21 protein-coding genes and 1 tRNA gene are annotated in these 24517 nt (G+C 70.0%); 6 read left to right on the forward strand and 16 right to left on the reverse strand.

What is annotated here, in order from left to right:
• Window positions 1-44: 44 nt before the first annotated feature.
• The 6 genes from ABFX50_RS11960 to ABFX50_RS11985 all read right to left on the reverse strand — a co-directional run bounded on the left by ABFX50_RS11960 (window position 45) and on the right by ABFX50_RS11985 (window position 5652).
• Window positions 45-200, reverse strand: coding sequence for a type II toxin-antitoxin system antitoxin (locus ABFX50_RS11960; RefSeq protein ID WP_183651684.1), 156 nt, complete (start codon window positions 198-200; stop codon window positions 45-47).
• Complete coding sequence (locus ABFX50_RS11965) at window positions 193-1044, reverse strand: SPFH domain-containing protein (protein ID WP_346145868.1); 852 nt, start codon at window positions 1042-1044, stop codon at window positions 193-195. The genes ABFX50_RS11960 and ABFX50_RS11965 overlap by 8 nt, the downstream gene beginning before the upstream one ends.
• A 115-nt stretch (window positions 1045-1159) precedes the next feature.
• On the reverse strand, window positions 1160-2005 hold the full coding sequence (locus ABFX50_RS11970; protein WP_346145870.1) for an aldehyde dehydrogenase family protein: 846 nt from the start codon (window positions 2003-2005) through the stop codon (window positions 1160-1162).
• Between the two features lie 162 nt (window positions 2006-2167).
• Window positions 2168-3583 carry an aldehyde dehydrogenase family protein gene (locus ABFX50_RS11975; RefSeq protein ID WP_346145871.1) on the reverse strand — a complete coding sequence of 472 codons (1416 nt, stop codon included), beginning with the start codon at window positions 3581-3583 and terminating at the stop codon, window positions 2168-2170.
• A 5-nt stretch (window positions 3584-3588) separates the two neighbouring features.
• Window positions 3589-4530, reverse strand: coding sequence for a deoxyribose-phosphate aldolase (gene deoC / locus ABFX50_RS11980; protein ID WP_183651692.1), 942 nt, complete (start codon window positions 4528-4530; stop codon window positions 3589-3591).
• 81 nt (window positions 4531-4611) lie between these two features.
• Window positions 4612-5652 carry a hypothetical protein gene (locus ABFX50_RS11985; RefSeq protein ID WP_346145873.1) on the reverse strand — a complete coding sequence of 347 codons (1041 nt, stop codon included), beginning with the start codon at window positions 5650-5652 and terminating at the stop codon, window positions 4612-4614.
• A 164-nt stretch (window positions 5653-5816) separates the two neighbouring features.
• Between ABFX50_RS11985 and ABFX50_RS11990 the strand changes: the two genes are divergently transcribed.
• Window positions 5817-5969: a hypothetical protein gene (locus ABFX50_RS11990; RefSeq protein WP_183651698.1), complete on the forward strand. Its 153-nt coding sequence runs from the start codon at window positions 5817-5819 to the stop codon at window positions 5967-5969.
• A 131-nt stretch (window positions 5970-6100) separates the two neighbouring features.
• Entirely contained in the window at window positions 6101-8938 is a 2838-nt protein-coding gene (locus ABFX50_RS11995; protein ID WP_346145875.1) for an ATP-binding protein, read from the forward strand.
• Between the two features lie 7 nt (window positions 8939-8945).
• On the opposite strand, the gene ABFX50_RS12000 is transcribed toward ABFX50_RS11995, so the two are convergent.
• Window positions 8946-9512: a TMEM165/GDT1 family protein gene (locus ABFX50_RS12000; RefSeq protein WP_183651704.1), complete on the reverse strand. Its 567-nt coding sequence runs from the start codon at window positions 9510-9512 to the stop codon at window positions 8946-8948.
• Between the two features lie 187 nt (window positions 9513-9699).
• Here ABFX50_RS12000 and ABFX50_RS12005 point away from each other — a divergent pair, with 187 nt between their 5' ends.
• Window positions 9700-10080, forward strand: a complete 381-nt coding sequence (locus ABFX50_RS12005) for an ester cyclase (protein WP_346145877.1) — start codon at window positions 9700-9702, stop codon at window positions 10078-10080.
• Here the strand turns inward: ABFX50_RS12005 and ABFX50_RS12010 are convergent.
• The 4 genes from ABFX50_RS12010 to ABFX50_RS12025 all read right to left on the reverse strand — a co-directional run bounded on the left by ABFX50_RS12010 (window position 10077) and on the right by ABFX50_RS12025 (window position 16785).
• Entirely contained in the window at window positions 10077-11096 is a 1020-nt protein-coding gene (locus tag ABFX50_RS12010) for a UDP-N-acetylmuramate dehydrogenase (protein WP_346145879.1), read from the reverse strand. The two genes, ABFX50_RS12005 and ABFX50_RS12010, sit on opposite strands and share 4 nt — an antisense overlap.
• A gap of 11 nt (window positions 11097-11107) precedes the next feature.
• Complete coding sequence (locus tag ABFX50_RS12015; RefSeq protein WP_346145881.1) at window positions 11108-12199, reverse strand: glycosyltransferase family 2 protein; 1092 nt, start codon at window positions 12197-12199, stop codon at window positions 11108-11110.
• A gap of 197 nt (window positions 12200-12396) precedes the next feature.
• On the reverse strand, window positions 12397-15729 hold the full coding sequence (locus tag ABFX50_RS12020; RefSeq protein WP_346145883.1) for a S8 family serine peptidase: 3333 nt from the start codon (window positions 15727-15729) through the stop codon (window positions 12397-12399).
• 564 nt (window positions 15730-16293) lie between these two features.
• On the reverse strand, window positions 16294-16785 hold the full coding sequence (locus tag ABFX50_RS12025) for a YajQ family cyclic di-GMP-binding protein (protein WP_183651742.1): 492 nt from the start codon (window positions 16783-16785) through the stop codon (window positions 16294-16296).
• A 142-nt stretch (window positions 16786-16927) separates the two neighbouring features.
• Here ABFX50_RS12025 and ABFX50_RS12030 point away from each other — a divergent pair.
• A tRNA-Tyr gene (locus ABFX50_RS12030) sits at window positions 16928-17009 on the forward strand.
• A 373-nt stretch (window positions 17010-17382) separates the two neighbouring features.
• On the opposite strand, the gene ABFX50_RS12035 is transcribed toward ABFX50_RS12030, so the two are convergent.
• Window positions 17383-17898 carry an FG-GAP repeat domain-containing protein gene (locus ABFX50_RS12035; RefSeq protein ID WP_346145886.1) on the reverse strand — a complete coding sequence of 172 codons (516 nt, stop codon included), beginning with the start codon at window positions 17896-17898 and terminating at the stop codon, window positions 17383-17385.
• A gap of 150 nt (window positions 17899-18048) precedes the next feature.
• Between ABFX50_RS12035 and ABFX50_RS12040 the strand changes: the two genes are divergently transcribed.
• Window positions 18049-20862, forward strand: a complete 2814-nt coding sequence (locus ABFX50_RS12040; RefSeq protein WP_346145888.1) for an AfsR/SARP family transcriptional regulator — start codon at window positions 18049-18051, stop codon at window positions 20860-20862.
• Window positions 20863-20908: 46 nt separating this feature from the next.
• Here the strand turns inward: ABFX50_RS12040 and ABFX50_RS12045 are convergent, their stop codons facing one another.
• From ABFX50_RS12045 to ABFX50_RS12060, 4 genes are read right to left on the reverse strand one after another with little or no spacing between them, the layout of a single operon-like run.
• On the reverse strand, window positions 20909-21352 hold the full coding sequence (locus ABFX50_RS12045; RefSeq protein WP_346145890.1) for a DUF6640 family protein: 444 nt from the start codon (window positions 21350-21352) through the stop codon (window positions 20909-20911).
• Between the two features lie 54 nt (window positions 21353-21406).
• Window positions 21407-22510 carry an FAD-dependent monooxygenase gene (locus ABFX50_RS12050; protein WP_346145892.1) on the reverse strand — a complete coding sequence of 368 codons (1104 nt, stop codon included), beginning with the start codon at window positions 22508-22510 and terminating at the stop codon, window positions 21407-21409.
• A 38-nt stretch (window positions 22511-22548) separates the two neighbouring features.
• Window positions 22549-23298, reverse strand: a complete 750-nt coding sequence (locus tag ABFX50_RS12055) for a siderophore-interacting protein (protein WP_346145894.1) — start codon at window positions 23296-23298, stop codon at window positions 22549-22551.
• Between the two features lies 1 nt (window position 23299).
• On the reverse strand, window positions 23300-23428 hold the full coding sequence (locus ABFX50_RS12060) for a hypothetical protein (RefSeq protein WP_346145896.1): 129 nt from the start codon (window positions 23426-23428) through the stop codon (window positions 23300-23302).
• A gap of 94 nt (window positions 23429-23522) precedes the next feature.
• On the opposite strand from ABFX50_RS12060, the gene ABFX50_RS12065 reads away from it, so the two are divergent.
• On the forward strand, window positions 23523-24266 hold the full coding sequence (locus tag ABFX50_RS12065) for a TetR/AcrR family transcriptional regulator (RefSeq protein WP_346145898.1): 744 nt from the start codon (window positions 23523-23525) through the stop codon (window positions 24264-24266).
• Window positions 24267-24517: the final 251 nt, after the last annotated feature.

Raw genomic sequence — 24517 nt, forward strand, 5'->3', positions numbered from 1 at the left:
GGCCCCACGGGGAGGCGTTCACCAGAGGCCGGGGCCAGGCCCGATCAGGATCTGGGCTCCCTGCCCGCCTGTTTGAGCGCGGCGCGCAGCGCGTACTCGATCTGCGCGTTGACGCTTCTGAGGTCGTCGGCGGCCCACTTCGCGATCGCCTCGTAGACCGCGGGGTCGAGGCGGAGCAGGAGCTTTTTCTTCTCAGGCATACAGGCTGCCGGCGTTCACCACCGGCTGGGTCGCCCGGTCACCGCAGAGCACGACCAGGAGATTGGAGACCATCTGCGCCTTGCGCTCCTCGTCGAGGTCGACGACCCCCTCGGCGGCGAGCCTGTCCAACGCGAGCTGCACCATGCCGACAGCGCCCTCCACGATCTTCGTGCGAGCCGCGACGACCTGGGCGGCCTGCTGGCGCACGAGCATAGCCTGAGCGATCTCGGGGGCGTAGGCCAGATGGGTGATGCGGGCCTCCAGCACCTCGACCCCCGCCAGCTCCGTGCGGTCGCGCAGCTCGGTCGTCAGCTCGGTGGCGACCTCGGCGCCGTCACGCAGGCTGGTGCGGGCCGGCTCGTGCGAGTCGTAGGGGTGGGTGGTGGCCAGGTGCCGCACGGCGGCCTCCGACTGGATCGCGACGTACTCCTCGTAGTCGTCGACCGAGAACGTGGCGCGCGCGGTCTCCACGACCTTGTAGACGACCACCGCGGCGATCTCCACCGGGTTGCCGTCGGCGTCGTTGACCTTGAGCTTGGTGGTCTCGAAGTTGCGCACCCTCAGCGTGATCTTGCGCTTGCTGGTGAAGGGCAGCACCCACTGGAAGCCCGCCTCGGCCACCGAGCCGACGTAGCGGCCGAGGAACTGCACGACCTTGGCCTCGTTCGGGTTGATCACTGTGAAGCCCGTCAGGATCACCACGGCGAGCACCACCCAGGCCAGGCCCAGGCCCATCAGCGCGATCTCGCCCGCGTTGACGCCCACGAGGCCGGCGGCCACGCCCAGCACGATCAGCGCGGCGAGGACGAGGAACCCGTTCAGCCGGAAGGCCCTTTTCTCCATCGTGTCCCCTTGCTATTGAAGTGATATCACTACGATAGCCCATGAAACCGGCGGAGAGAACGCCGAAGGGGACCGGCGGCGCCAGAGTCGCCGCCGATCCCCTTCGATGTGTCGATCAGACCCCGGCGGGATGCCAGACGGTCTTGGTCTCCATGAACGCCGTCATCCTGCCGATGCCGGGATCGGCCGACCAGTCGGGCGAGCTCGGGCGGATGACCCGCTTGAGGTTCTCGGCCGCCTCCTGCTCGCACTTCAGCGCCAGGTCGGGATCGGCGACCCCGGTGAGGTCGAGCCCGTTGACGTCCATGTGCGCGGCCAGCCACGGCGCCAGCTCGGCCTGGTGTCCCGTCAGGATGTTGACCACCCCGCCCGGCAGGTCGGAGGTGGCCAGCACCTCGGCCAGCGTGATGGAGGCGAGCGGCGAGCTCTCCGAGGCCACCACGACCGCGGTGTTGCCCGTGACGATGACGGGAGCCACGACCGAGACCAGCCCGAGCAGCGGATCCGAAGGGGCGATCACGGCCACCACGCCCGAGGGCTCGGGCGTGGACAGGTTGAAGTACGGCCCCGCCACGGGGTTGGCCGATCCGCGGACCGAAGCGATCTTGTCGGACCAGCCCGCGTACCAGACCAGCCTGTCGATGGCCGCGTCGACCTGCTCGAGCCCCGCCTTCTTGCCCAGAGGCAGCTCCTCGGCGAACTGGCCTCGGCGCCCCTCCAGCATCTCGGCGATCCGGTAGAGGATCTGCCCCCTGTTGTACGGCGTGGCCCCCGACCATCCGGGGAACGCCTTGCGCGCCGCCGTCACGGCGTCACGCGCGTCCTTGCGCGACGCCCTCGAGGCGTTGGCCAGGAAGTCGCCCTTCGGGGACGTCACGACGTACGACCTCCCGCTCTCGGAGCGCGGGAACGCCCCTCCGATGAACAGCTTGTAGGTCTTGCGCACGCTGAGCCTGCTCATCGCTTCTCCTCCGCCGGCCGTACGGTAACGAAGATCTGGCCGCAGCGGCTCACCCCGCAGCGGTGGGCGAACCAGCCGGTCCTGGTCGGGCGCCCGGTACGGGCGTAGGCATGGCCACGGGTGGCCTGGGCGCGCCTGGTCCGCCTCCTGGTCAGGCGATGATCACACGTCAAGGTAGGCCTCCAGCCCCGCGAGCCCGCCTTCCCGGCCGTAACCGGACTCCTTGTAGCCGCCGAAGGGGGACGTGGGGTCGAACTTGTTGAAGGTGTTCGCCCAGACGACCCCGGCGCGCAGCCGGTCGGCCATCCAGAGGATGCGCGAGCCCTTCTCGGTCCAGACGCCCGCGGACAGGCCGTACGGAGTGTTGTTGGCCTTCTCCACGGCCTCGGCAGGCGTGCGGAAGGTCAGCACCGACAGCACGGGACCGAAGATCTCCTCGCGCGCGATGCTGTGCGACTGCGCCACGCCGGTGAAGATCGTCGGCGGGAACCAGAAGCCCTTCTCTGGCAGCTCGCAGGCGGGAGACCAGCGGGAGGCGCCCTCCTGCTCACCGAGGTCCGACAGCTGCCTGATCCTCGCCAGCTGGTCGGCGGAGTTGATCGCGCCGATGTCGGTGTTCTTGTCCAGCGGGTCGCCGAGCCTCAGCGTGCTGAGACGCCTGCGCAGGGAGTCGAGCAGCTGGTCCTGCACGGACTCCTGCACCAGCAGGCGCGAGCCCGCGCAGCACACGTGCCCCTGGTTGAAGAAGATGCCGTTGACGATGCCCTCGACCGCCTGGTCGATGGCGGCGTCCTCGAAGACGATGTTGGCCGCCTTGCCGCCCAGCTCCAGCGTGAGCTTCTTGGACGTGCCCGCGACGGTCCTCGCGATGATCCTGCCGACCTCGGTGGAGCCGGTGAAGGCCACCTTGTTGACGTCGGGGTGCGCGACGACCGCGGCGCCCGTCTCGCCCGCGCCCGTCACGATGTTGACCACGCCGGGCGGCAGGTCGGCCTGCTGGCAGATCTCGGCGAACAGCAGGGCGGTCAGCGGCGTGGTCTCGGCCGGCTTGAGCACCACCGTGTTGCCGCAGGCCAGCGCCGGAGCGATCTTCCACGCGAGCATGAGCAGCGGGAAGTTCCACGGGATGACCTGGCCCGCCACGCCGAGCGGCCGGTCGCCGAACCCGGCGTAGGCCAGCTTGTCGGCCCATCCTGCGTAGTAGAAGAAGTGCGCGGCGACCAGCGGCACGTCCACGTCCCGCGACTCGCGGATGGGCTTGCCGTTGTCGAGCGACTCCAGGACGGCCAGCTCGCGGGCGCGCTCCTGGATGATGCGGGCGATGCGGAAGAGGTACTTGGCCCGCTCGGCCCCCGGCATCGACGACCAGACCCCGAAGGCCTTGCGCGCGGCCTGGACCGCGCGGTCCACGTCGTCGGAGGAGGCGACGGCCACCTCGGCCAGGACCTCCTCGTTGGCGGGGTTGACGGTCTTGAAGGAAGAGGAGCCGGGGACGAACTCGCCGTTGATGAACAGCCCGTAGGACGGCTTGATGTCCACGACATCGCGCGACTCGGGCGCAGGTGCGTACTCGAACATCTCGATCAGTCCAGGGTGAAGTAGTCGGGACCGGCGTACCGGCCTGTGGCGAGCTTCTGGCGCTGCATGAGCAGGTCGTTCAGCAGGGAGGAGGCGCCGAGCCTGAACCAGTCGGGGCTCAGCCAGTCGTCGCCGACGGTCTCGTTGACCAGCACCAGGTTCTTGATGGCGTCCTTGGTGGTGCGGATCCCGCCCGCGGGCTTCACGCCGACCTGGCGCCCCGTGACGTCACGGAAGTCGCGTACGGCCTCGAGCATGATCAGGGTGACGGGAAGCGTCGCGGCGGGCGACACCTTGCCGGTGGAGGTCTTGATGAAGTCGGCGCCGGCGATCATCGCCAGCCACGACGCCCGCCGTACGTTGTCGTAGGTCGCCAGCTCGCCCGTCTCGAGGATCACCTTCAGGTGCGCCTCGCCGCAGGCGGCCTTCACCGCGACGATCTCCTCGAAGACCTTCTGGTAGTCGCCCGACAGGAAGGCGCCCCTGTCGATCACCATGTCGATCTCGTCGGCGCCGGCCGCCACGGCCAGCGCGGTGTCGCTCACCTTGACCTCGAGGGAGGAACGGCCGCTGGGGAAGGCGGTCGCCACCGAGGCGACCTTCACCCCCGAGCCCTTCAGCGCGGAGACGGCGACGGCGACGAGGTCGGGGTAGACGCAGACGGCGGCCACCCGGGGCGCGCCCTCAGCGGTGTGCATCGCCTTGGCGCACATCGCCCGGACCTTGCCGGTCGTGTCGGCGCCCTCCAGGGTGGTGAGGTCGACCATCGAGATGGCCAGGTCGATGGCCTGAGCCTTGGCGGTCGTCTTGATGGAGCGGGTGCCGAGCATCGCCGCCCGCTGGTCCGCGCCCACCCGGTCGACACCTGGAAGGCCGTGCAGGAAGGCCCGCAGCGTGGCGTCCGAAGAGGCCACGTCCGCGAGCGAGGTAGTCACAGTTGACACCATCACAGCATCGCCGACCGGGATGGGTACTTCCAAACCGGAGCTGCCCGAATGTTCGCTCGTTTTTCGTCAGCATCATCTGTTTCACCTGTAGGTAAGCACCGCGCTCGTGCCGCCGGCGTCGACCGTGGCCCACATCTGGGAGGTGCCGGGAACGTTGGCCAGCCCCCGCACCTCCGCGTGCGTGGAGCCCTCGGGCAGGACGGAGATCTGCGACCAGGAGCCGTCCACGAAGCGCACGAGCGCGCCGGGGAGCCCCGTCCGCGCGGCGGCCAGCCACATCCCGCTGCCGCCGTCCGTGGTCACGTGGGTGTAGGCGGTCGCCGGGGGACGGTGAGGCAGCCGCTCCCACGCGGCGCCGTCCCAGCGCAGCACCACCGCCTCCAGCGGCGCGCCGCCCACCGTGATCGCCCCCACCGCGTAACCGAGACCGGCGTACGGCATGGCGAGGTCGTTGAGTTCCAGGTGGCCGCCCTCGGGCAGCGCGATCGCCGGGATCGGGGTGCGCAGCCACTCCCCGTCCGTCCAGCGCAGGATCGAGGCCGCGCGCTCGCCCCCGTAGCCGAGATTGGACACCCCCGGGCTGCTGAGCGCCCAGACCTGCCCGTCTGGAGCCGCGGCGAGGTCGCTGATCGGCAGCGGGGCGGCGACCGGGCGCCACGCCTGCCCCTCCCAGTGCCAGAGCCCGTCGGTCATGCCCTCGCGCGAGAGCCTGAGCCCCGCCGCCCAGCAGTCGTCGGCCCCCGTGGCCGCCGCCGCGGTCACGTGCGCGGACTCCGCCTCGATCGGCAGCCTGCTCCACCGGCCCTCCGTCATGCGCCGCACGTCCACGCGGGCGGGACCGTCGGTGAAGGTCCAGGTCACGCCCTGCCCCGCCTGCCTGACCAGGTACGGCCCCGCCTTACCCGTCGCGCCGTGCCACTCCACGCCGTTCCACCGCAGCGGCGGCAGCCCCGCGCGCACCACCCACGCGTCCTGCGGCCCGCCGGAGGAGACCTCGCGAAAGCCGCCCCACATACCGGTCTCGCCGACCAGCGAGACCTGCCACCCATACCTGTGAGCTGCGGCGGGAGCGTCCGCGATGAGGAGCACGCAGGCCGCCACGATGATCGTCCATAGCTTCACGGCGCACCATCGTCGCCGGTCTAAGGCGGCCCCCAGGCGTGTCCTAGGTAGTCGTAAGCCGATGGTTCGGCAGAGATAGGGCATCCGCCTGATGTGGCGGGGTGGGCCTTAGCCGGATTCTTGAACATGTCAGCAAGTCGCATGAAGAAACAGGAGATCCGGCCGTGAACCCGGAAATTGAGTACCAGCTCATGCAGTCCCATGCCAAGGAGCTTCGTCAGGCGGCGGCCATGCACCGCCGAGTACGCGAGGCGCAGAAGTCGGGTGAGTCCGAGCGTCGCCACCGCTCGCTCTTCAGCAAGTTCAGGAAGTCGTGACCGCCCCCAAGGAGCCCGGCCGCATCCTCCCTCGCGGCCGGGCCCCACAGCCCCCCTAAACCGGTCGTAACCTCTCTAAAGGGCATGCCATGCTTGAGGACGTGATAGGTCGATCGGTCAGTCCCGTCTTCGTGGGGCGGGAAGCTGAGCTGACCGTCCTGGCGGAGTCCTTCGACGAGGCGCGTAAGGGCGCGGCCACCGCCGTCCTGCTGGGCGGCGAAGCAGGGGTCGGCAAGACCAGACTGGTGCAGAGCTTCGCCGAGCGCGCGGCGGCCGACGGCGCGCACGTGCTGTTCGGCGGCTGCGTCGAGCTCTCCAGCGACGGCCTCGCCTACGCTCCGTTCACCGCCGCGCTCCGCCAGCTCGTCAGAGAGATCGGCACGGCCAGGATCGGCTCGCTGCTGCCCGAGGGCGCCGAGCGTGACCTGGCCAGACTGCTGCCCGAGTTCGGCGAGCCGAGCGCGGACGGCGACACCAACACCGGCAGGGCCAGGCTCTTCGAGCAGTTCCTCACCCTGCTCGAACGGCTGGCAGAGCCGCGGCCCGTGGTGCTGGTCGTGGAGGACATCCACTGGGCCGACAGGTCCAGCCGCGACCTGATCGCCTTCCTCAGCCGCAACCTGCGCGAGTCGCAGGTGCTCATGGTGCTGACCTACCGCTCGGACGACCTGCACCGCCAGCATCCTCTCCGCCCTGTCCTGGCCGAGCTGGGCCGGGTGGCGGGCGTGCTCAGGCTCGACCTGCCGCGCCTGTCGCGCGACGAGGTCGCAGGGCAGATGGCCGGCATTCTCGGCGTCCCGCCGCTCTACTCCCGCATCGAGACCGTCTACCAGCGCAGCCAGGGCATCCCGCTGTTCGTCGAGGCCCTGATGGAGTGCGACGACGGCGCGGGCGAGGTGCCCGACTCCCTCACCGACCTGATCCTCGGCTCGGTCGAGCGTCTTCCCGAGGAGACCCAGCGCGTCCTGCGCATCGCGGCCGCGGGCGGCATCCGGGTCGGCCACGCCCTGCTGTCGGCCGTCAGCGGCCTGTCGGAGCTCGACCTCGAGGCCGCGCTGCGCCCCGCCATCGCGGGCAACGTCCTGCAGATCGCCGACAACCGCGCCTACGTCTTCCGCCACGCGCTGATCCGCGAGGCCGTCCACGACGAGCTGCTGCCCGGCGAGCACCAGCGCCTGCACGGTCGCTACGCCGAGGAGATCTCCCGCGACCGCACCCTCGTGCCCCCCGGCAGGGCGGCGGTCGAGATCGCCCACCACTGGTACGGCGCGCGCGACGACCACTGGGCGCTGATCTCGGCGTGGGAGGCGGCGCAGAAGTCGTTCAAGGCCTTCGCCTACACCGAGGCCATCCCCTTGCTCGAACGCGTCCTCATGCTGTGGGACAAGGTGCCGGGCGCCTGCGGCGACATCGGCGTCGACCACACGGCGGTGCTGGAGCGCGCCTCCGAGGCCTCCCACGCCTGCGCCGACATCGACAAGGGCGTCAAGTTCGTCAAGGCCGCGCTCAGCGAGCTGGAGGAGTCGGCCGAGCCCGAACGGGTCGCCGCGCTCCTGGTGCGCTGGGGCAACTTCAAGCTGGCCAAGACCAAGCCCGGCGCCCTGGAGAACTTCCGCCGCGCTCTCAGCCTGGTCCCCGAGCCGAGCAGCACCCGCGCCGACGTGCTCGTCAAGCTCAGCCGCCACCTCATGCTCACCGGCCAGGTCGCCGAGGGCACCATGCTGGCAGAGGAGGGCCTGGCGCTGGCCAGACAGCTCGGCGACAGGGTCATCGAGGGCGAGCTGATCATCAACCGCGCCCTCGGCTACTCCCTCGACGGAGAGCTCGAGCGCACCTTCGAGGCCAACACGCGCGCCATGCGCCTGGGCGAGGAGGTCGGCTCAGGCCAGCTGATCCTGCGCGCGGTGGCCAACAACATCGACGCGCTCAACGAGCTGGGCCGCTCCCGCGAGGCCATCGAGCTGGGCCGCGAGGGCGAGGCGCTGGCCAAGAAGTACGGCAGGGTCAGAGCCTCCGGCGCCTTCATACTCAACAACCTGGCCGAGGCGCTGGAGAGCCTGGGCAGGTGGGAGGAGGCCGTCCAGGTCATCGACCACGCCCTCAGCCTCGGCCCCACCCAGAGCACCCGCCACCACCTCATGAGGGTGCGCGCCGACATCGCGCTGGCCAGAGGTGAGCTGGACCTGGTCGAAGGGATACTGTCCGAGCTCGGCGTCCTCAAGGACCGCCAGGAGGACTTCATCCAGGACATCACCAACAACAGCCGCCTGCACATCGGCTGGCACATGCTGAAGGGCGAGCCCGACCACGCGCTGGCCGTCGCCGAACGCCTGCTCAACAGGCCGAACCAGGCGCACAAGGCCGCACTGGCCTGGCGAACCCTCTCGATGATCCGCACCGTCTGCGACGCCGCCGAGCCAGGACTGCCCGAGAGGGCGGCGCGGGTGCGGGCGATGGCCGCCGAGCTGGCCGCCACGCTGGCGGTCAGCGGCCCGGTGTCCGAGGCCTACAGGCTCACCTTCGACGGCGACTTCGACGCCGCGGCGGAGGCGTGGGAGCGGCTCGAAAGGCCGCACGCCCGCGCGAAGTCGCTGCTCAGGGCGGCGACCGTACGGGCACGCGCGGGCGACAAGGAGGGGGCCGCCTCCCGGTTGCGCGCCGCCCATCCCCTCGCGACCGCGCTGCTGGCCGCGCCGCTGGTCGCCGAGGTCGAGGGACTGGCCCGCCGTCTCGGTGTCACGCTGCTGGAGGAGCCCACCGCGCCCTCGCCCGACCTGCTCACCCCGCGCGAGTTGGAGGTGCTGCGCCTGGTCGCGCTCGGCCGTACCAACAGGGACATCGCGGCCGAGCTGTTCATCTCGGCGAAGACGGTCAGCGTGCACGTCTCCAACATCCTCGCGAAGCTGCGGGTGGCGACGAGGGGCGAGGCCGCCGCCGCCGCACACAGGCTGGCGTTGCTGTCGGCGTGACGCCGTCCTAGAGCAGGGGTTCGACCAGCAGGGCGATGCCGAAGACCGCGAAGGCCGCTGCGGCGCCGTACCGGATGGCCTTCTCCGGCAGGTGCCTGCCGAGCAGGCGCCCGACCACGATGGCCAGAGCGTCGGCGGCGACCATGCCCACGGTGGAGCCGATCCAGGTGCCGAGCCATCCGTGCTGCGTGGCCAGCGTGATGGTGGCCAGCATGGTCTTGTCGCCCAGCTCGCTCAGGAAGAAGGCCACCGTCACGGCGATCACGGCGTTCCTGGTCGTCCGCTGGGCCTTGCGCGACTCCTCCTCGGTCAGCTCGTCGCCGCGCAGGGTCCACAGGGCGAAGCCGAGGAAGGCGATGCCCGCGACGATCGAGATGGCCGTGGTCGGCAGCGCGTCGCCGATCAGCCCGCCGACGGCCACGCTGGCCAGGTGCACTGCCGTGGTGGCGATGGTGATGCCGGCCAGCACGGGCCAGGTCTTGAAACGGGTGGCGAACGTCATGGCCATCAACTGGCTCTTGTCGCCCAGCTCGGCCACGAAAATCACGCCAAGACTGATCCAGAACGCTTCCAACGGTCCTCTTTCGTACAGCCGGACCTGAAGCGACCTGGGGGAGCACGACTTCGGCCCGGCATGGCTGCCAGGCCGAAGGTCTCGTCCGCCTGTTACAGGCTCGCGTAGCCGGGCAAAAGTGCCAGCATGTCGACCACGCGGATTGTGGACTACTCCCCTTCGGGCATATCGGACTGAGGATATCACCATGGTCAAGCTGTACAGACGCTGGCTGCTGGAGATGTGGAACGGCGACTTCGACCTGGCCGACGAGCTGGTGTCGGACGACTTCGTCGGCCACTGGCCCGGCATGGACGTGCACGGCCCCGACGGGCTCAAGCGCGCCCTGGAGCAGGGCCACGCGCCGTTCACGAACGTGATGGTCACGCTCGACGTCGGCCCGATCGTCGACGGCGACACCGTGGCCGCCCGCTGGACGTTCGAAGGCGACTACAGGGGCGGCATCCCCGGCGTGGCCCTGCCCGAGAACGCCCGCGTCGCCTTCAGCGGCCACGACATCCTGCGCGCCGAGAACGACAGGTTCGTGGAGTACTGGGTGATCTCCGACACCCGCTGGATGCAGGGCTAGAGCGCGCAGCCGACCATCACGGGCTCGTTGACCAGCGTGACGCCGAACTTCGCGAGCACGCCGTCGCGCACCTCACGGGCCAGCGCGATCAGGTCCGCGGTGGTGCCGCGGCCGTGAGGGTTGGTCAGCGCGAGCGTGTGCTTGGTGGAGATGCGCACGGGACCGCGCGTGTACCCCTTCGGGAACCCCGCCTGCTCGATCAGCCACGCCGCGGGCACCTTGACCGAGCCGTCCGGCATGTCGAACCGGGGCGATCCGTCGCCCAGCGCGGCGGCCTGCTCGGCGGAGACGATCGGGTTGGTGAAGAAGGAACCCGCGCTGCGGGAGTCGGGGTCGGCGGGGTCGAGGACCATGCCCTTGCCCCTGCGCAGCCCCAGCACCGCCTCGCGCACCTCGCCCAGCGCGGCCCGCTCACCCACGCGGTTCACCAGCTCCTGGTAGGTGAGCGGGCCCGACGTCTCCGAGACGTCCAGTGCGAAGGTGACGCCGAGCACGACGTAGCGTCCCAGGTCTCGCTTGAAGGCGCTGTCGCGGTAGGAGAACCCGCACCTGCGCGCCTCCACGTCGGCCACCTCGCGCGTGCGCCGGTCGAAGACCCGCACGCACCGCACCGTGTGGGCGACCTCCTGGCCGTAGGCGCCGACGTTCTGGATCGGCGTCGACCCGACCAGCCCAGGGATGCCCGACATGCACTCGAGCCCCGACCAGCCCTCGGCGACCGCCCGCGCGACCAGGGGGTCCCAGTCCTCGCCCGCCTCGGCCTCGACCACCACCTGGCCACCGTCGCGCGAGACCGTCACCCCGCGCGTGGCCACCTTGACCACCAGGCCGTCGAAGCCCTCGTCGGACACCACCAGGTTGCTGCCGCCACCCAGGATCAGCGTCGGCTCACCGCGCCTGTCGGCCTCGGCCACCAGCGAGACCAGCTCCTCGGCGGTCGTCGCCTCCTCGTAGGCGCGAGCGGGCCCGCCCAGGCCCAGCGTGGTGTACGGCGCGAGCAACCTCAGGTCTCCCATAAGCGACAAGCCTACGAGGAACGCAGCATGCGCAACACGGCCTCGTAGTTCCTGCGCGCCTCCCTGTCCCTGTATTCAGGGGAGACGTCGTGGTAACCGTGGTGACGCTCCTGCCGTACGGGCAGCCGCTCGTCGGGCACCACCAGCGGCCCCTCCAGCGCGAGCGACAGCACCAGGTCGGCGTTGCGGTAGTAGCGCACCTTCTCGGGGAAGGCCCGCAGCGCCGCGCCTCTCCGCACCGCCATCAGGTACCCGAGCAGCGCCCGCACCCGCCCTGGCCCCGACTCGTTCCACTCCGTGTCGTTCTCTCCGGGATCCACGCCCTTCCACCCTGCGGCGACCGCCCCGTCCTTGACCGCCTTCACCAGCGGCGTCAGCGCGTCTCCCTCCAGGACCGTGGAGGTCTCCATCAGCACGTGCACGTCCGCGGTGTCCAGCTGCATCAGCTTGGTACGGGCCGCGCCCCAGCCCGCCGTACCTCCCTGCCAGTGCGGCTGCTCGGCCACGTGCCACGCGGTGATCCGCTCGGGGTGACGCTCGGCCAGCTCGTGCAGGGCCTCCCCCGCGCCGTGCACGTTCCCGAGGTCGAGGGCGAGGATCGGGGCGCTGGTGTGCTCGAGGACCGACTCCAGGCACCTGCGCATGTCGTCGGCCCATCCGTCGACGATGACCCCCACGCTGGCGGTCACGCCGGAGATCTCGACCCGCTGCCGCTCCAGGTCGACACCCGCGATGTCGAGCCTGTTCGTCGCGAGGCCGGCGTCCCAGGTCCGCTGCGCGTGCAGCATGTCGTCACCGGGGTCGCCCTTCTGGCCGGGGTCGCCCGAGAAGCCGAGCTCGGCGGCGGGGTTGATCTTGTCGAGGCCGCCGCCCTTCTTCCCCTCGGGCTCCGTCATGGCCGAGACCGGAATGGAGCGCACCGACGGCCACTGGTCGAAGGGGGGTTTCACGGTCAGTTCGTAACCGTCGGCCGAGTCGCGGACCTGCCAGCCCGCCTGCTCGATCTCCTGACGGAGTGCGTCGGCGGCGGCGTAGTCGCGCACCGCCCTGGCCTTGACTCGCCGCTCGGCGAGCTCGGTGACGTGTCTCGGGGCTTCACTCATATCCCACGACTACCCACTCCCCCTGACGAAAGTCAGCGATCACCCGAGCTGGTTTCCGTACGCGGGGCGGCCACCGTACCCACGGGGGGGATGGACGACGCCGGCCCCGCCGCCGGAGGTGGACACCGGCGGCTTCGTCACCGTGGACGACTGAACCACCGGGGCAACCGGGGCGGCCGGTGCAGGCTCGAAGCGATTCACCCCACTCGGTAGGCGCGGATGATCGTCTGTTCGACGGTGTTGCCGGAGACGTCGGTGGCTTTGGCTCGCAAGGACACGTGCCCCGTGGCCGGGTTGCGCAGGAACACCACTCCGCCCGCCGGCGTCCTGACCAGCTTGGGGATGCTCCAGGTCGCCCCGTCGTCGGTGGACACCTCCACGTTCAGGGCCTTCAGCCTCCCGCCCGCGCCGGGTGTCTGCCACACGGTGACAGGCACCGTGAACGGCACGCCACCACGGGCGACGTTCCGGTTGTCCAGAGCGGGCGTGAAGCTGATCGTCGCCGACGGGAGCTGCACGGTGCCGGGAGCATGCTCGGACCTGAAGGTCCATGCGGAGAAGATCCGGGTGGAGGTGAAGGGCTCGTCCCGTTCTGCCTCCGTCTCCACCCGGTATGTCGCCGCCTCAGGCGGGACGAAGAAGGGCTGGGAGTGGACCGCTTCGCCCTCCGCCACGAGCCGTCCGTCGCGATAGAGCGCCGAGCGCTGCCGCGGCGCCTGTGAGTAACCCGGCTGACCCCGCCCGTCACCGTGGTAGAAGGTGAAGTTCACCGAGATCAGGTCGCCCGTCCTGGTGATCGCGTCGGGCGTCGCCTCCGCGCCGCCTGTGGGGGCGAACACGCCGCGGTTCCAGTGTTCTGCATGAGTGCGGCCGCGCTGGTAGATGACGGCTCGGCCGAAGATGGCCTGGACCTCGTCCTCGCCCTGGGCGTCCGTCTCGTGGAACCAGCGCTGCCACCGGATCCCGTCGTCCGTGTTGACGTACTCGGTCTGGACGGAGGGCAGCGGGATCCCATGGCCGGCGTAATAGTGCGGGAAGAGGAAGTCCCGGGGTTGCGGACCGGCGGCCGTGCTGCCCGCCGTACCCGCGAGCTGCTGGGCGTAGTCCACCTTGACCGTCGCCAGCTCCTGCTGGGTCACCGTCCGTTGGAAGCCGGTGACCATCTGGCCGGCGGTGAAGTAGCCGAGGTGGTAGAGGTAGGGGCTGTTGTCCGTGCCACCCTCGGGCGAAGGAAGGGCCCAGGTGCCGGACACCTTGCTCATCGCATGCGGATAGGTCTGGTCGCCGCCGAGTTGCGCGCCGTAGAGCGTTTCGAACGAGGGCCTGGATATCACACTCGAGAAGGACGATCCGTCGGCCAGCTGTCCACGGTAGCCGAGCTGGGCGTCGACCTGCTTGACCCTCGGATCCGGCGGGGTGACGGACAGGGGCCGACCGAGCCTGGCGTCCAGGTCGAGCGTCCGCGGCCCGGTCAGCGCCAGCCCGGGATGCACGAGGAGGGTTCTAGCTGCGCCCAGGAACGTCGTGCCGACGGCCCAGGTGCCCTTGGGCAGGCGTAGCGTGGTGCTGGCCCGCTGGCCCCTCAACGCGACCATGTCGTCGTAGGCGCCTTCCAGCGGTCGCAGCACCGTCGTGACGCTTGTCGCGGGCCGACCGTCGCGGTCGTTCTGGTTGAGTGTGAGGTCGTAGCTCTCCACCTCTCTGTCGACGCCGAGCGGCGTGCTGACCGTGATGCCGCCGCCGGTGGCCGTGAGGTACCCGCCGAGCGGAGTGTCCGGAAGGTCGCCGCGCGTGTCGGCGGTCACCGACACCTCGGCGCTGCCGCCGGCGGCAACGGTGACCGAGCGGGGACTCACGCTGAAGAGCGCCGCGTCGAGGGGCCGTCCCGCAGCGTCGAGGGCCCGTACGGCGAGGTCGAGGGTGACAGGCGCCGGCCCCGCGTTGGTGTAGGTCAGCGTCCTGGTGATCGGCTCGTCGTCGGTGTGCGGCCAGCGCTGCTGCCCGAACCCCAGGCCAGGAGGGTTCGCCGTGATGAACTGGGTGGTCGCCTGCGCGACGTCCACACGGCCGGCGCCCTGGCCGAACACGCCGATCGTCCCTGGCCGGGCCGAGGCCATCAGCACGGCCTTGAGTTGGGCCGGACTCCAGTCGGGGTGCTGGGCGGCCACGATCGCCGCCGCTCCCGCGACGTGCGGCGCGGCCATCGACGTGCCGGACATGGCGTGGTACGAGCCTTGGCCCTCCTGCGTGTGCCTGCTTCGCGCGGCCACGATGCCGACGCCCGGAGCGGTGATGTCGGGCTTGAGCGCGTGATCTCCGACGCGTGGCCCCTGGCTGGAGAACGCGGCGCGCTGTTCGTTCCTGTCCACCGCGCCGACGGTCAGCGCGGAGTCCGCGCTTCCCGGACTGCCGACCGAACGCTCCGTGCCGTTGTTGCCCGCCGACACCACGAACAGGGTTCCGTGCCTGGCGGTCAGGTCCTCCAGCGCCTGCTCCACCGGGTCGACGCCGGGGTCGTCCGGTCCGCCCACGCTGAGGTTCACCACCTTCGCGCCCTGCTCGGCGACCCACTGCATGCCTGCGATCATGGCGGACTCCTCGCAGGACCACGCCATGCACACCTTCGCGCTGAGCACCGTCGCGCCGTGCGCGACACCGCGGTTCCGCCCGCCGGACGCCTCTCCGCCGCCGACGATGGTGGAGGCCACGTGCGTGCCGTGGCCGACGACGTCATCCTCGTCGGGGTCGGAGGTGAAGTTGCGCTGTCCCGCGATCCGTCCGGCGAGGTCGGGGTGGGTGGCGTCCACGCCGGTGTCCACCACGCCGACCTTCACTCCGGCACCGGTGAGCCCGCGCTCCCACGCGGCCGGTGCGCCGATCTGCGGCACGCTCGTTTCGAGCGTGGGCCTCATCCGGCCGTCCAGCCACACCTTCTTCACGCCCGCGGCCTTGAGGCCGCGGGCGGTCAGCTCTGCCCAGAGCTTGGTGCGGTCCTTCCCTTCCGCGTGTACGGCGAGGGCGTCGATAGTGGGCAGCTCACGCACGACGCGTGCGCCTGCGGCGGCCGCCCGGTCGTGTACGCGGCTCTTGGCCGTGGAGCCGTCGTAGGAAATGATCAAGGGGAGATGCTGGTGACGGTCGTAGTCGAAGTCCAGGAGGTTCGACACGTCGAACAGGCGGCTGTCGAGCAGGCCGGATGCGAGGAGCGGCGCCGCGTCGCTGGGCACCACCTGCAGTCGGTCGCCGACCTGGTCGATGGCGAAGGTGATGTTCTCACGGCCCGGGCCTCGTTCGATCGCGTGGCCGCCGCCCTGACCCAGGCGGACCGTGTCCCCGGTGATCAGCGTGATGGCACGCGCCCGGCCCTTGGCCGCTGTCACGGCGTGCGCGGGTCCCTCGGCCGGTCCTCTGGCGAACGCCGCACCATTGGTGCTGTTGGTAGCCCCTGCCAGGGACGGGATGCCGTCGGCCGCTGTAAGGGCCGGTGCTGGGAGTGCCAGCAGGAGTAAGGCGCTGATGGCGAGTTTCAAGGGCAGGCCTCTCGGTGATGGGCTGGATTCAGCGTGTCCGACCTTGATCACGCATGAGTGCGGCGAAAGGTTGCTTGACGGCGATCCAGCGATTGGATCAGGCGGGACAGATCACCGCCGACCAAGGGGCAATGCAGCCTGGTTGTGTTCTGGGGGAGGCGGCCCCAGCCACCAGGCCGAGTCCATGGCCTGCTGTCGTCCAGGTTGTTGAGAGCGTTCAGCACACGGGCATGAGCCAAGGAATCTGGTGCACCATTGACCGCTGCTGCAACCCGTCGCATATCTGGCCACCGGCGGCCCGCACGGCGGGCATCCCGCCGCGTATCGGCCTGCACTGCCTGCGGCGCTACTTCGCCACGCTGCTGATCCACAAGGGCGCCTCGGTGAAGACCGTTCAGCTCGCCCTCGTCACTCCTCCCCGATGGTCACGCTCAACACGTACGTCGGGGAGTGGCCCGAGGCACACGAGAAGACGCGTGCCCTCGTGGACAGCGCGCTCGGCCGTGTGCCCCGGATGTGCCCTCCAGGCTCCTCCCGGCGATACCGGCGAGGTCAGGGCGTGGGTCAGCGGTAGTTCGTGAACTGCAAGGCGATGTCCAGGTCCTTGCCCTTGAGCAGGGTGATGACGTCCTGCAGTTCGTCCTTCTTCTTGGAGCTGACCCTGAGCTCCTCGCCCTGGATCTGCGCCTTGACCCCCTTGGGGCCCTCATCCCGGATGATCTTGGAGATCTTCTTCGCGTGCTCCTGGTCGATGCCCTCCTTGAGGGCGACCAGCATGCGGTACTCCTTGCCGGACAGCCTCGGCTCGTCGGCGTCAAGGATCTTCAACGAGAGGCCGCGCTTGACCACCTTCTCCTTGAAGACGTCGAGGGCGGCGTTGGCGCGCTCCTCGCTGTTGGCCTTGATCTCGATGTTGTTCTGCCCGGACCAGCTGATCGCTGCCCCAGTGCCCTTGAAGTCGAAGCGGTGTCCGATCTCCTTGACCGTCTGGTTCAGCGCGTTGTCGACCTCCTGGCGGTCGATCTTGCTGACGATGTCAAAGCTGCTGTCGGCCATCGGTGTGAGTGTCCTCTCTTCGTCCCCTCCGACCTTAGCGACCAAGGGGGTCCGAGGTGGGGATCGGGCATGGGACAAACCGATGTCACGTGCGGCTCGAAAGTCCGCTATTCTTCTGTCTGTCGCCGCGAGCGGATGACACGGCAGGTTGCCCGAGTGGCCAATGGGAGCGGACTGTAAATCCGTCGGCTTAGCCTACCCAGGTTCGAACCCTGGACCTGCCACAGGGATTTTTCCCAGCTAAGAGCCCCTTCGGGGGCTCTTTTGCTTTTCCAGGCCATGCAGCCTCATGTCAGTGGTCGCGGGATAAATGCGGGCTGATTTCGGGCGTGTTTCCCCTGCGCTCAAAGGGCCCTGCGGGACACGTGCGGGATGGAACGCCGAAGGGCCCCGGAGGCTCTCCAGGGCCCTTGGTAGCCGATGCTCGATCATGCGGCTGGAGCCTGTCTCAAAGTCGATCAACGGGGTGTCGAAGCCGGGTAAGCATCCTCGCCCCTCGTGCCTACGATCCTGGTGTCCAGTGGGGAGAGGGGACGTGCAGGTAGCGAGCGGCATACGTCCGGCATCACAGCTTCACGGGCACGGCGAAGCGCCTCGTCATGGCCCTCCAGTGGCGGATGGGATCGCGGTGTGGTCCTCATCCTGGAGGCCCTCAGAAGTAGGATGTCCAGCCGGAGCTGATGGCGGTGGCCGGGCCGAACTTGTTGCCCCCTTGCCGTTCCAGAGATACAGCATCCCGGTCTCGGCGTGCACGGCGCCGATGTCGGTGTGACCGTCCTCGTTGACGTCTCCCAGCGACATCAAGGTGCTCGCGTACGGCTCCCAGCCGGGCCCAAGCTTGATCGCGGGCGTGAAGTTGTTCGAGCCCCGGCCGTTCCAGACGTGCAGCTCGTTGCCGGCCTTGTTGACCGCCGCCAGGTCACCGATCCCGTCGCCGTTGAAGTCGCCGGCGATCGGACGGCTGAAGACCGCCCAGCGACCGCCGATCGTAGTGGCGGGGCCGAACCTGTTACCGCCTTCGCCGTTCCAGACGTCTACGAACTTGGCCTGCCCGTGCCAGTAGTCGATGATGGCGGCGCTGAAGGACGCCGCAGCCGCCGCGAACCTGTCCACCCTGGCTGACCTGGGCTTTCCGAGCCTCCCCCGGCCATCCGCAGCCGATGCACGTAGTGAGACGCGCCATGCTGGCCGTGACCGAGCGCTCTAAGATCAGTGCCGCAGAACCGAACAGCCCTGTACGTGACAGACGGAGGGGGTGCGCTCATGGGACTGGACATCAGGGTCTTGGGCCCGTGGGAGGTCTCCGCGGACGGTACACCGCTGCCGTTGGCCGGCAGTCGGCGGATCAGCCTGCTGGCCCGGCTGTCGCTGAGCGTCGGCCAGCCGGTCACGGCCGAGCAGCTGCTGGCCGATGTGTGGGGCGACAGCCACGTGGCGACGGCGGCCAAGCAACTGCACATCGTGGTGTCGAAGCTCCGCGCGACCGTCGCGGCGTACCTGGCCGCCGAGGTCATCGTGACCGTGCCCGGCGGCTACCGCCTGGACCTGCCGACTGAGCACGTCGACGCGCACCGGTTCGCCCGGCTGGTCCGCGACGCCCGCGCGGCACGGGCACGTGGCGAGACCGCCGCTGCGCACGCGCTGTTCCGCCACTCCCTGGGCCTGTGGCGGGGCGACGCCCTGGCCGGGATGCAGGGAGAGTGGGCGCGAATCGAGGCCGCGCGCCTGGAGGAGGAGCGGCTGTCCGCCTTCGAGGACTACGCCGACCTGCGGCTGGCCCTGGGCGACCACCACGCTGTGGTTCCCGAGCTGGCCGCGCACATCGAGGCGCACCCGCTGCGGGAGCGCCCGAGGGCGCAGCTGATGCTCGCGCTGTATCGGGCTTCGCGGTCGTCCGACGCCCTGGCGGTCTACCGGGACACCCGCCGCGTCATGGTCGAGGAGCTCGGCATCGAGCCGGGCGCCACGCTGCGGCGCCTGCAGCAGGCGGTGCTGGCCGGAGACCCGGTCCTCGACCTCTCCACGCCTCCCCAGCAGGCTGCGCCGGTCGTGGCTCCCGCTCCGGCCGAGCTGCCCGCCGCCGCAGGGGCCTTCACCGCACGTGACCTCGAGTTGACCTGGCTCGGCAAGACGCTGACGGAGATCTCGCCGGGTGCGCCGGCCATCGCGGCGATCGATGGGCCGGGCGGGATCGGCAAATCGGCGCTGGCCGTGCACGCCGCGCACGCCTTGGCCGGCCGCTTCACCGACGGGGTCCTCCACGTCGACATGCGCGGCGCCACCGCCGGGATGGAGCCGCTGTCGCCGCTGGACGCGCTGGGCCGACTGCTGCGCTCACTGGGACTGGACAGCTCCGCCGTACCCGCCGCGATGGAAGAGGCGGCGGCGCGCTACCGCTCGCTCACCGCCACGCGCAGCCTGCTGATCATCCTCGACAACGCCCGGGATGCTTCCCAGGTCCGCCCACTTCTGCCCGCCGGGGCGGGATGCGCGGTGATCATCACCAGCCGGCAGGCGCTGACCTCGCTCGACGGCGTGAACCACCTAAGCCTGGCCGAGCTCGATCCGGCCGATTCCACCACGCTGCTGGCTCGGATCGCCGGTCCCGCCCGGGTGTGCGCCGAACCGGAGGCGGCTGCGCGGATCGTCCGGCTGTGCGGCGGCCTGCCCCTGGCCCTGCGCATCGCCGCGGCGCGCCTGGCCGCCCGCCCGGACTGGACGCCGTCCTACCTCGCCGACCGGCTCGCCGACGCCACGCGCCGCCTCGACACGCTCGAACATGCCGACCTGGCCGTGCGAGTCAGCATGAACGTCAGCCTGCACCACCTGCGCGAGGAGCCGGCGGGCCAGAACGCGGCCTGGATGTTCGCCGTCCTCGGCCTGCTGGACACACCCACGCATACCCCGGAGGCGGCCGCGGCCCTCACTGGCCGGCCCGCGCACGCCGTGGAGGCGGCGCTCGACCACCTGATGGAGGCCCGTCTGCTGGAGCCGGCCGGTCCCGGCCGCTACCGTATGCACGACCTGGTCCGGCTGTACGCACGAGAGCAGGCTGCCCGAGACATTCCCGAAGGCGAGCGCCGCGCCGCCACGCACCGGGCGCTGCATCACTATCTCGCCACCGCCAGAACGGCCGGTCTCCTGCTCAATCCCTCCTTGGTCAACGTGGCCGGCCTCCGAGCCGACCAGCCTGGGCTGCACCTGAACACCGCTCAGGAAGCCATCGCCTGGATCGACACCGAACGCGACAACCTCATCGCCGCGGTCCGGCAGGCCGACGATCTCGAAACCGCCACCGGCCTGGCCGCCTGCGTCAACGGGCCGTTCAGCCATCGAGGCTGGCTCGACGATCTGGTCGAGATCCAGCTTCACGCGCTGGAAATCGCTGCCCGTGCGGGCGACTGGGCGGGCCAGGCTCGCGGGCACAACTACCTGGGCTGCATCCACAAGAATCAGGGCCGCTTCGAGCCTGCGGTCACCCACCTCGAACAGGCCGTCCTCTGCTGGGAACGGGCGGGTCTGCCCTCCCGAGCCGCGGGCCCGCTGCACAACCTCGGCACGACGTACGGCAGGCTGGGGCGCTTCGACGAAGCACTGGCCACCCAGAACAGGGCGATAGCGGCAGTCCGGGAGAGCGGCCTGCGCGATTACGAGGCGACCGTGCTCAACGGCCGTGCGTCGGTGCTGATCAAGATGGGCCGCCTGGACGACGCGATCGACGCCGGCCGGAAGAGCCTGGAGATCTGGTCGGACTTCGACAATCCCCATCACGAGGGCGCGACGTGCGACACGCTGGCCGACGCCTACCGGCGCGCGGGCCGGCTCGCGGAAGCCGAGTCCCTCTATCGGAGGGCCGCGGAGCTCCAGCGCAGAGCCGGCCACCGGGCACTGGAGGCCGTTTCCCTGTGGGGGCTCGGCGACACCCTGAACGACCTGGGACGGCACGCCGAAGCCCGCGAGTGCTGGCACGGGTCGGCACGGACCCTGCGCGACGTCCACCTTCTCACCGAGGAGGAGCTGGACCTGATCCTGGCTCAGGATGTCCCCTCGCCCCCAGACCCGATCAAGCACTTCTGAGCGGGCGGTTCGCGAGCTGACGTCTGACACCCCCTGCCCGAGCTCACTATCGAGCCGTCGTGCTCCTGAGGTGGCGGAGGGGTGCGGCCGCTGCGCTGAGCAAGGTCAACAGCAGGACGAGCGCCATGAAGACCTGCCCGTGCATGCCGAGCACGAAGACGGTCTTCTCCGAGAACTCCGGGTCGTAGGTGGCGGTGCCGGGGAACAGGAGCGCTCCGAGCATGCCGAGCCATGGGGTGGCGAGGATCGCGGCGGCGCAGAGCAGCCGCGAGTGGACGTTGCCGTCCCGTCTTGTGACGAGCACGAGGCCGATGAGGCCGAGCAGCACTGTCATCACCATGTACTGGGCGTCGTGGAACTTCGCGTGTGGTGGCCAGGCCTGGTTGAAGGCGTGCTGTGCCGCCAGATCGGGGATCACCAGGTCCGCGAGCACGGCGCCGGCCATCGTGATCAGCCCGACGGCGGCGATGAGGATGCGCGGGAGAAGCACGGTGAAGCGACCTTTCCGTCATAAGAGCAAAAGGGTCGGAGTGAGCCCGCTGTACTAGGGCGTCCAGTCGTACGAGGGAGCCAGCGACCGCTCGAAGACCGATCTGGGCAGGAGGGGGAGGGCGGCGTCCCGTACGGCGGTCAGCGCGGAGGAGGTCCAATGCGCGGCGGAGCCGACCTGGCGGGAAAGGCGGACGATCATCTGCGTCCGTGGCCTGCGGGCGCGGTCGTAGGCCTCCAGCCCGGCGCGCACATCCCCGCCGTCCACCGCGGCGGCCAGCGTGACCGCGTCTTCGATCGCCTGGCAAGCCCCTTGCCCCAGATTGGGGGTCATGGCATGGGCGGCGTCACCGAGGAGCGCGACCTTGCCCGCGACGTAGGTGCTCAGGTCAGGCATCTCGTAGGTGTCGCGCTGGATCACGTGGTCCTCGCGGGCGGCGTGCAGCAGGGCGGGTATCGGATCGTGCCAGCGGGCGAAGCGTTCGCGCAGGTCGTCCAGGCCGCCTTGGGAGCCTTGTGGGGCGTTGGCCATGATGTAGCAGTAGACGCGGCCGTCGGGCATGGGCATGTGTCCGAACCGTTCTCCTGCGCCCCAGGTTTCGGTGCTTGCCTCGACGGGCTGTGGCGGGGTGAGGAGTCGCCAGGTGGTGTAGCCGACGTAGCGGGGTCCGCGTGCGTGCGGCCACAGTGATCGCCGGGTGATGCTGTGCACGCCGTCGGCGCCGACCACGAGATCCGCGGTGGAGGCACCGCCGCTGTGGATGACCGTGCCGTCGGGCCGTACCTGATGCACCTCGGTGCCCGGCCGCAGCGCCGCTGAGGGCACCGCGGTACGCAGCAGGTCGATCAGGTCGGCCCGGTGCACGGTCGCCCACTGGCCGAAGCGGCGTTTCAGGTAGTCGAGGTCGTTGCGGATCAGCCAGTGCCCGTTCCTGCGCCGGATCCCGGCAGGCGGGTCGGCCGGCCCCTTCGAGCGCAGGAGGTCGCCCAGGCCGAGCGTGTCCAGTGCGCGGAGCCCGTTGGGTTGCACCGCCAGCCCGGCGCCGACCTCGGTGAACTCGGGGGCGCGTTCGAGGACCTCGATCTCCCAGCCGCGCTGGTGCAGAGCGGCGGCCGCGGTCAGCCCGCCGATCCCGCCACCGACAATGATCGCTTTCACTGTTCGGTCTCCATCTGTGGTCATCGTGGATGCCTGTCTCAGTGCAGGCCCCGTTTGTCCGGCGTCCAGAACGGCTTGACCTTGACCGAGGTCCGCGGCCAGTTGCGCTCCCTGACCAGGAAGTCCCGCACCATCTGACAGGTCCTGGCTTCTCCGGCCACATAGGCGGCCCCTGTGTTCCCCGGCAGGTCGAGTTCGGCCACCGCGGCGAGCAGCAGCGGGGAGGCGGCGGCCGAGGCGCCGTGGCGGTGCACCCGGCGCAGCCGGTGGGGCCCTGGCATGGGCAGGTCGCGCTCGGGGGTGTCGCTCTCCAGGACACCGTGGACGCTCGCCGCCTCTCCCAGCGCCCGGATCATGGGGCCGAAGGCGGCGCTGGCGCTCTCCTCGCCGATGAACACGTGGAAGGCCGCCTCGCGGGTGAAGAAGTCGCCTTCGGGCCACCAGAAGGTCACCGCGTCGCCCGGCCTGGCCTGGCGCGTCCATCTCAGCCCGATGCCGTCGCCCTCGTAGAGGTGCACCCGCAGTTCGAGTGCCTGCTCGCGGGGGTCGAAGTCCCAGATCGTGTAGGTGCGCAGTGTCTCGGCCGGCCGCAGGATCCCCGAGACCGACAGCGGATCCTTGAGCTGGATCCTGATGTGCTGGCCGGGCGTGTAGGCGAAGGTGATGGGCCGGTCGGTCTGGAGCCGGATCCGCTGCATCGCAGGTGTGACCGGCTCGACGTGCGTGATGGTCGCGTTCATCGCGTACTTGCCGAAGACGGCGATCAGCGGGTTGCGCGTGCGCGGCATGTCAGGACTTCTCTCGCGTGCCGTACGGCTCGCGCAGGCCCCGCCGTACGTGCGCGGACCTGGACAGCCGCCACCACACGGCCGTCGCGAGCGTGAGTGACGCGAGGAGGATCCACCTTCGAGGTTCCACAGCGGCTCCTAATGGCTCTAAATCTGCTTAGAGTCATTAAGGAAACATAGATGCCCTAGGATGTCAACGGCGTCACAGCGAGCGAAGGGGAGCCATGTCAGCGCACACCACGAGCCGGCGGGACAGGCTGCGGCAGGCCACCGTGGAGGAGATCCATGTGACCGTGCGCAGGCTGCTGGTCGCGCAGGGGTCCGCCGCGGTGACGATCAACGCGGTGGCCCGGGAGATGGGCATGAGCGGTCCGGCCCTGTACCACTACTACGCCAGCCACGACGAGCTGGTCGGCGCGGTGACCGCGGGCTTCTTTCGCGAGCTGGCCGAGAAGATGGAGCAGGCGCGCGACGCTCACGCCGACGCGCCGATCGGCGACCGGCTCCTGTCCGTCTGCCGCGCCATGCGCGCCTGGGCTATCGCCCACCCGGCCGAGTTCGGCTGGATCTTCGCCAGCCCGATAGCCCCGCCCAACAGGCGGCAGGACTCGGTCCGCCACCAGGCCGCGCTGCGATTCGAGCAGGTCCTGCTGGACCTGACCGTCGAGCTGTGGCAGGCGCAGCCGTTCCCGGTGCCCGACCTGGCCGGGCTGCCCGCGTCGTTGCGCGAACAACTGACCGCCTACTCGGCCACCATCGAAGGACGGCTGCCGCCCGAGGCTGCCCACGTCTTCCTGACCTGCTGGATCAGGCTGTACGGCCTGCTGTGCATGGAGGTTCTGCACCAGCTCGACTTCGCCTACACCGACCTGGAGCCGGTCTTCGAAGAATGCCTACGCGACCTGAGCACCAAACTCTCGCTGGACTACTCCGAACCACCACTCACGGAGGGTCGGCGTCCTTCGTAGGCAATTCGGTGTGCCGCCTGCAGGCGGAACGGGGTGGTGGCTGGTACGGCTCGCGAATGACGATCAGCCCGCGGGGTCGGGTCGGACCAGGACGCTGTCGCCGAGGTCGTAGCGCAGGATCGGCTGGACCCGGTTGGCGAGCGGTGGTGATCCGCTCCCTGAGCTCCGGGGTCAACGTCTCACCTCCGGGGATGACGACCGCCGGGCGGACGGAAGCGGCGTAGGCACGACGCTGATGGGCACCACAGCCA

The organism is Nonomuraea recticatena, from assembly GCF_039533245.1.
GTDB classification, from domain to species: Bacteria; Actinomycetota; Actinomycetes; order Streptosporangiales; family Streptosporangiaceae; genus Nonomuraea; species Nonomuraea roseola.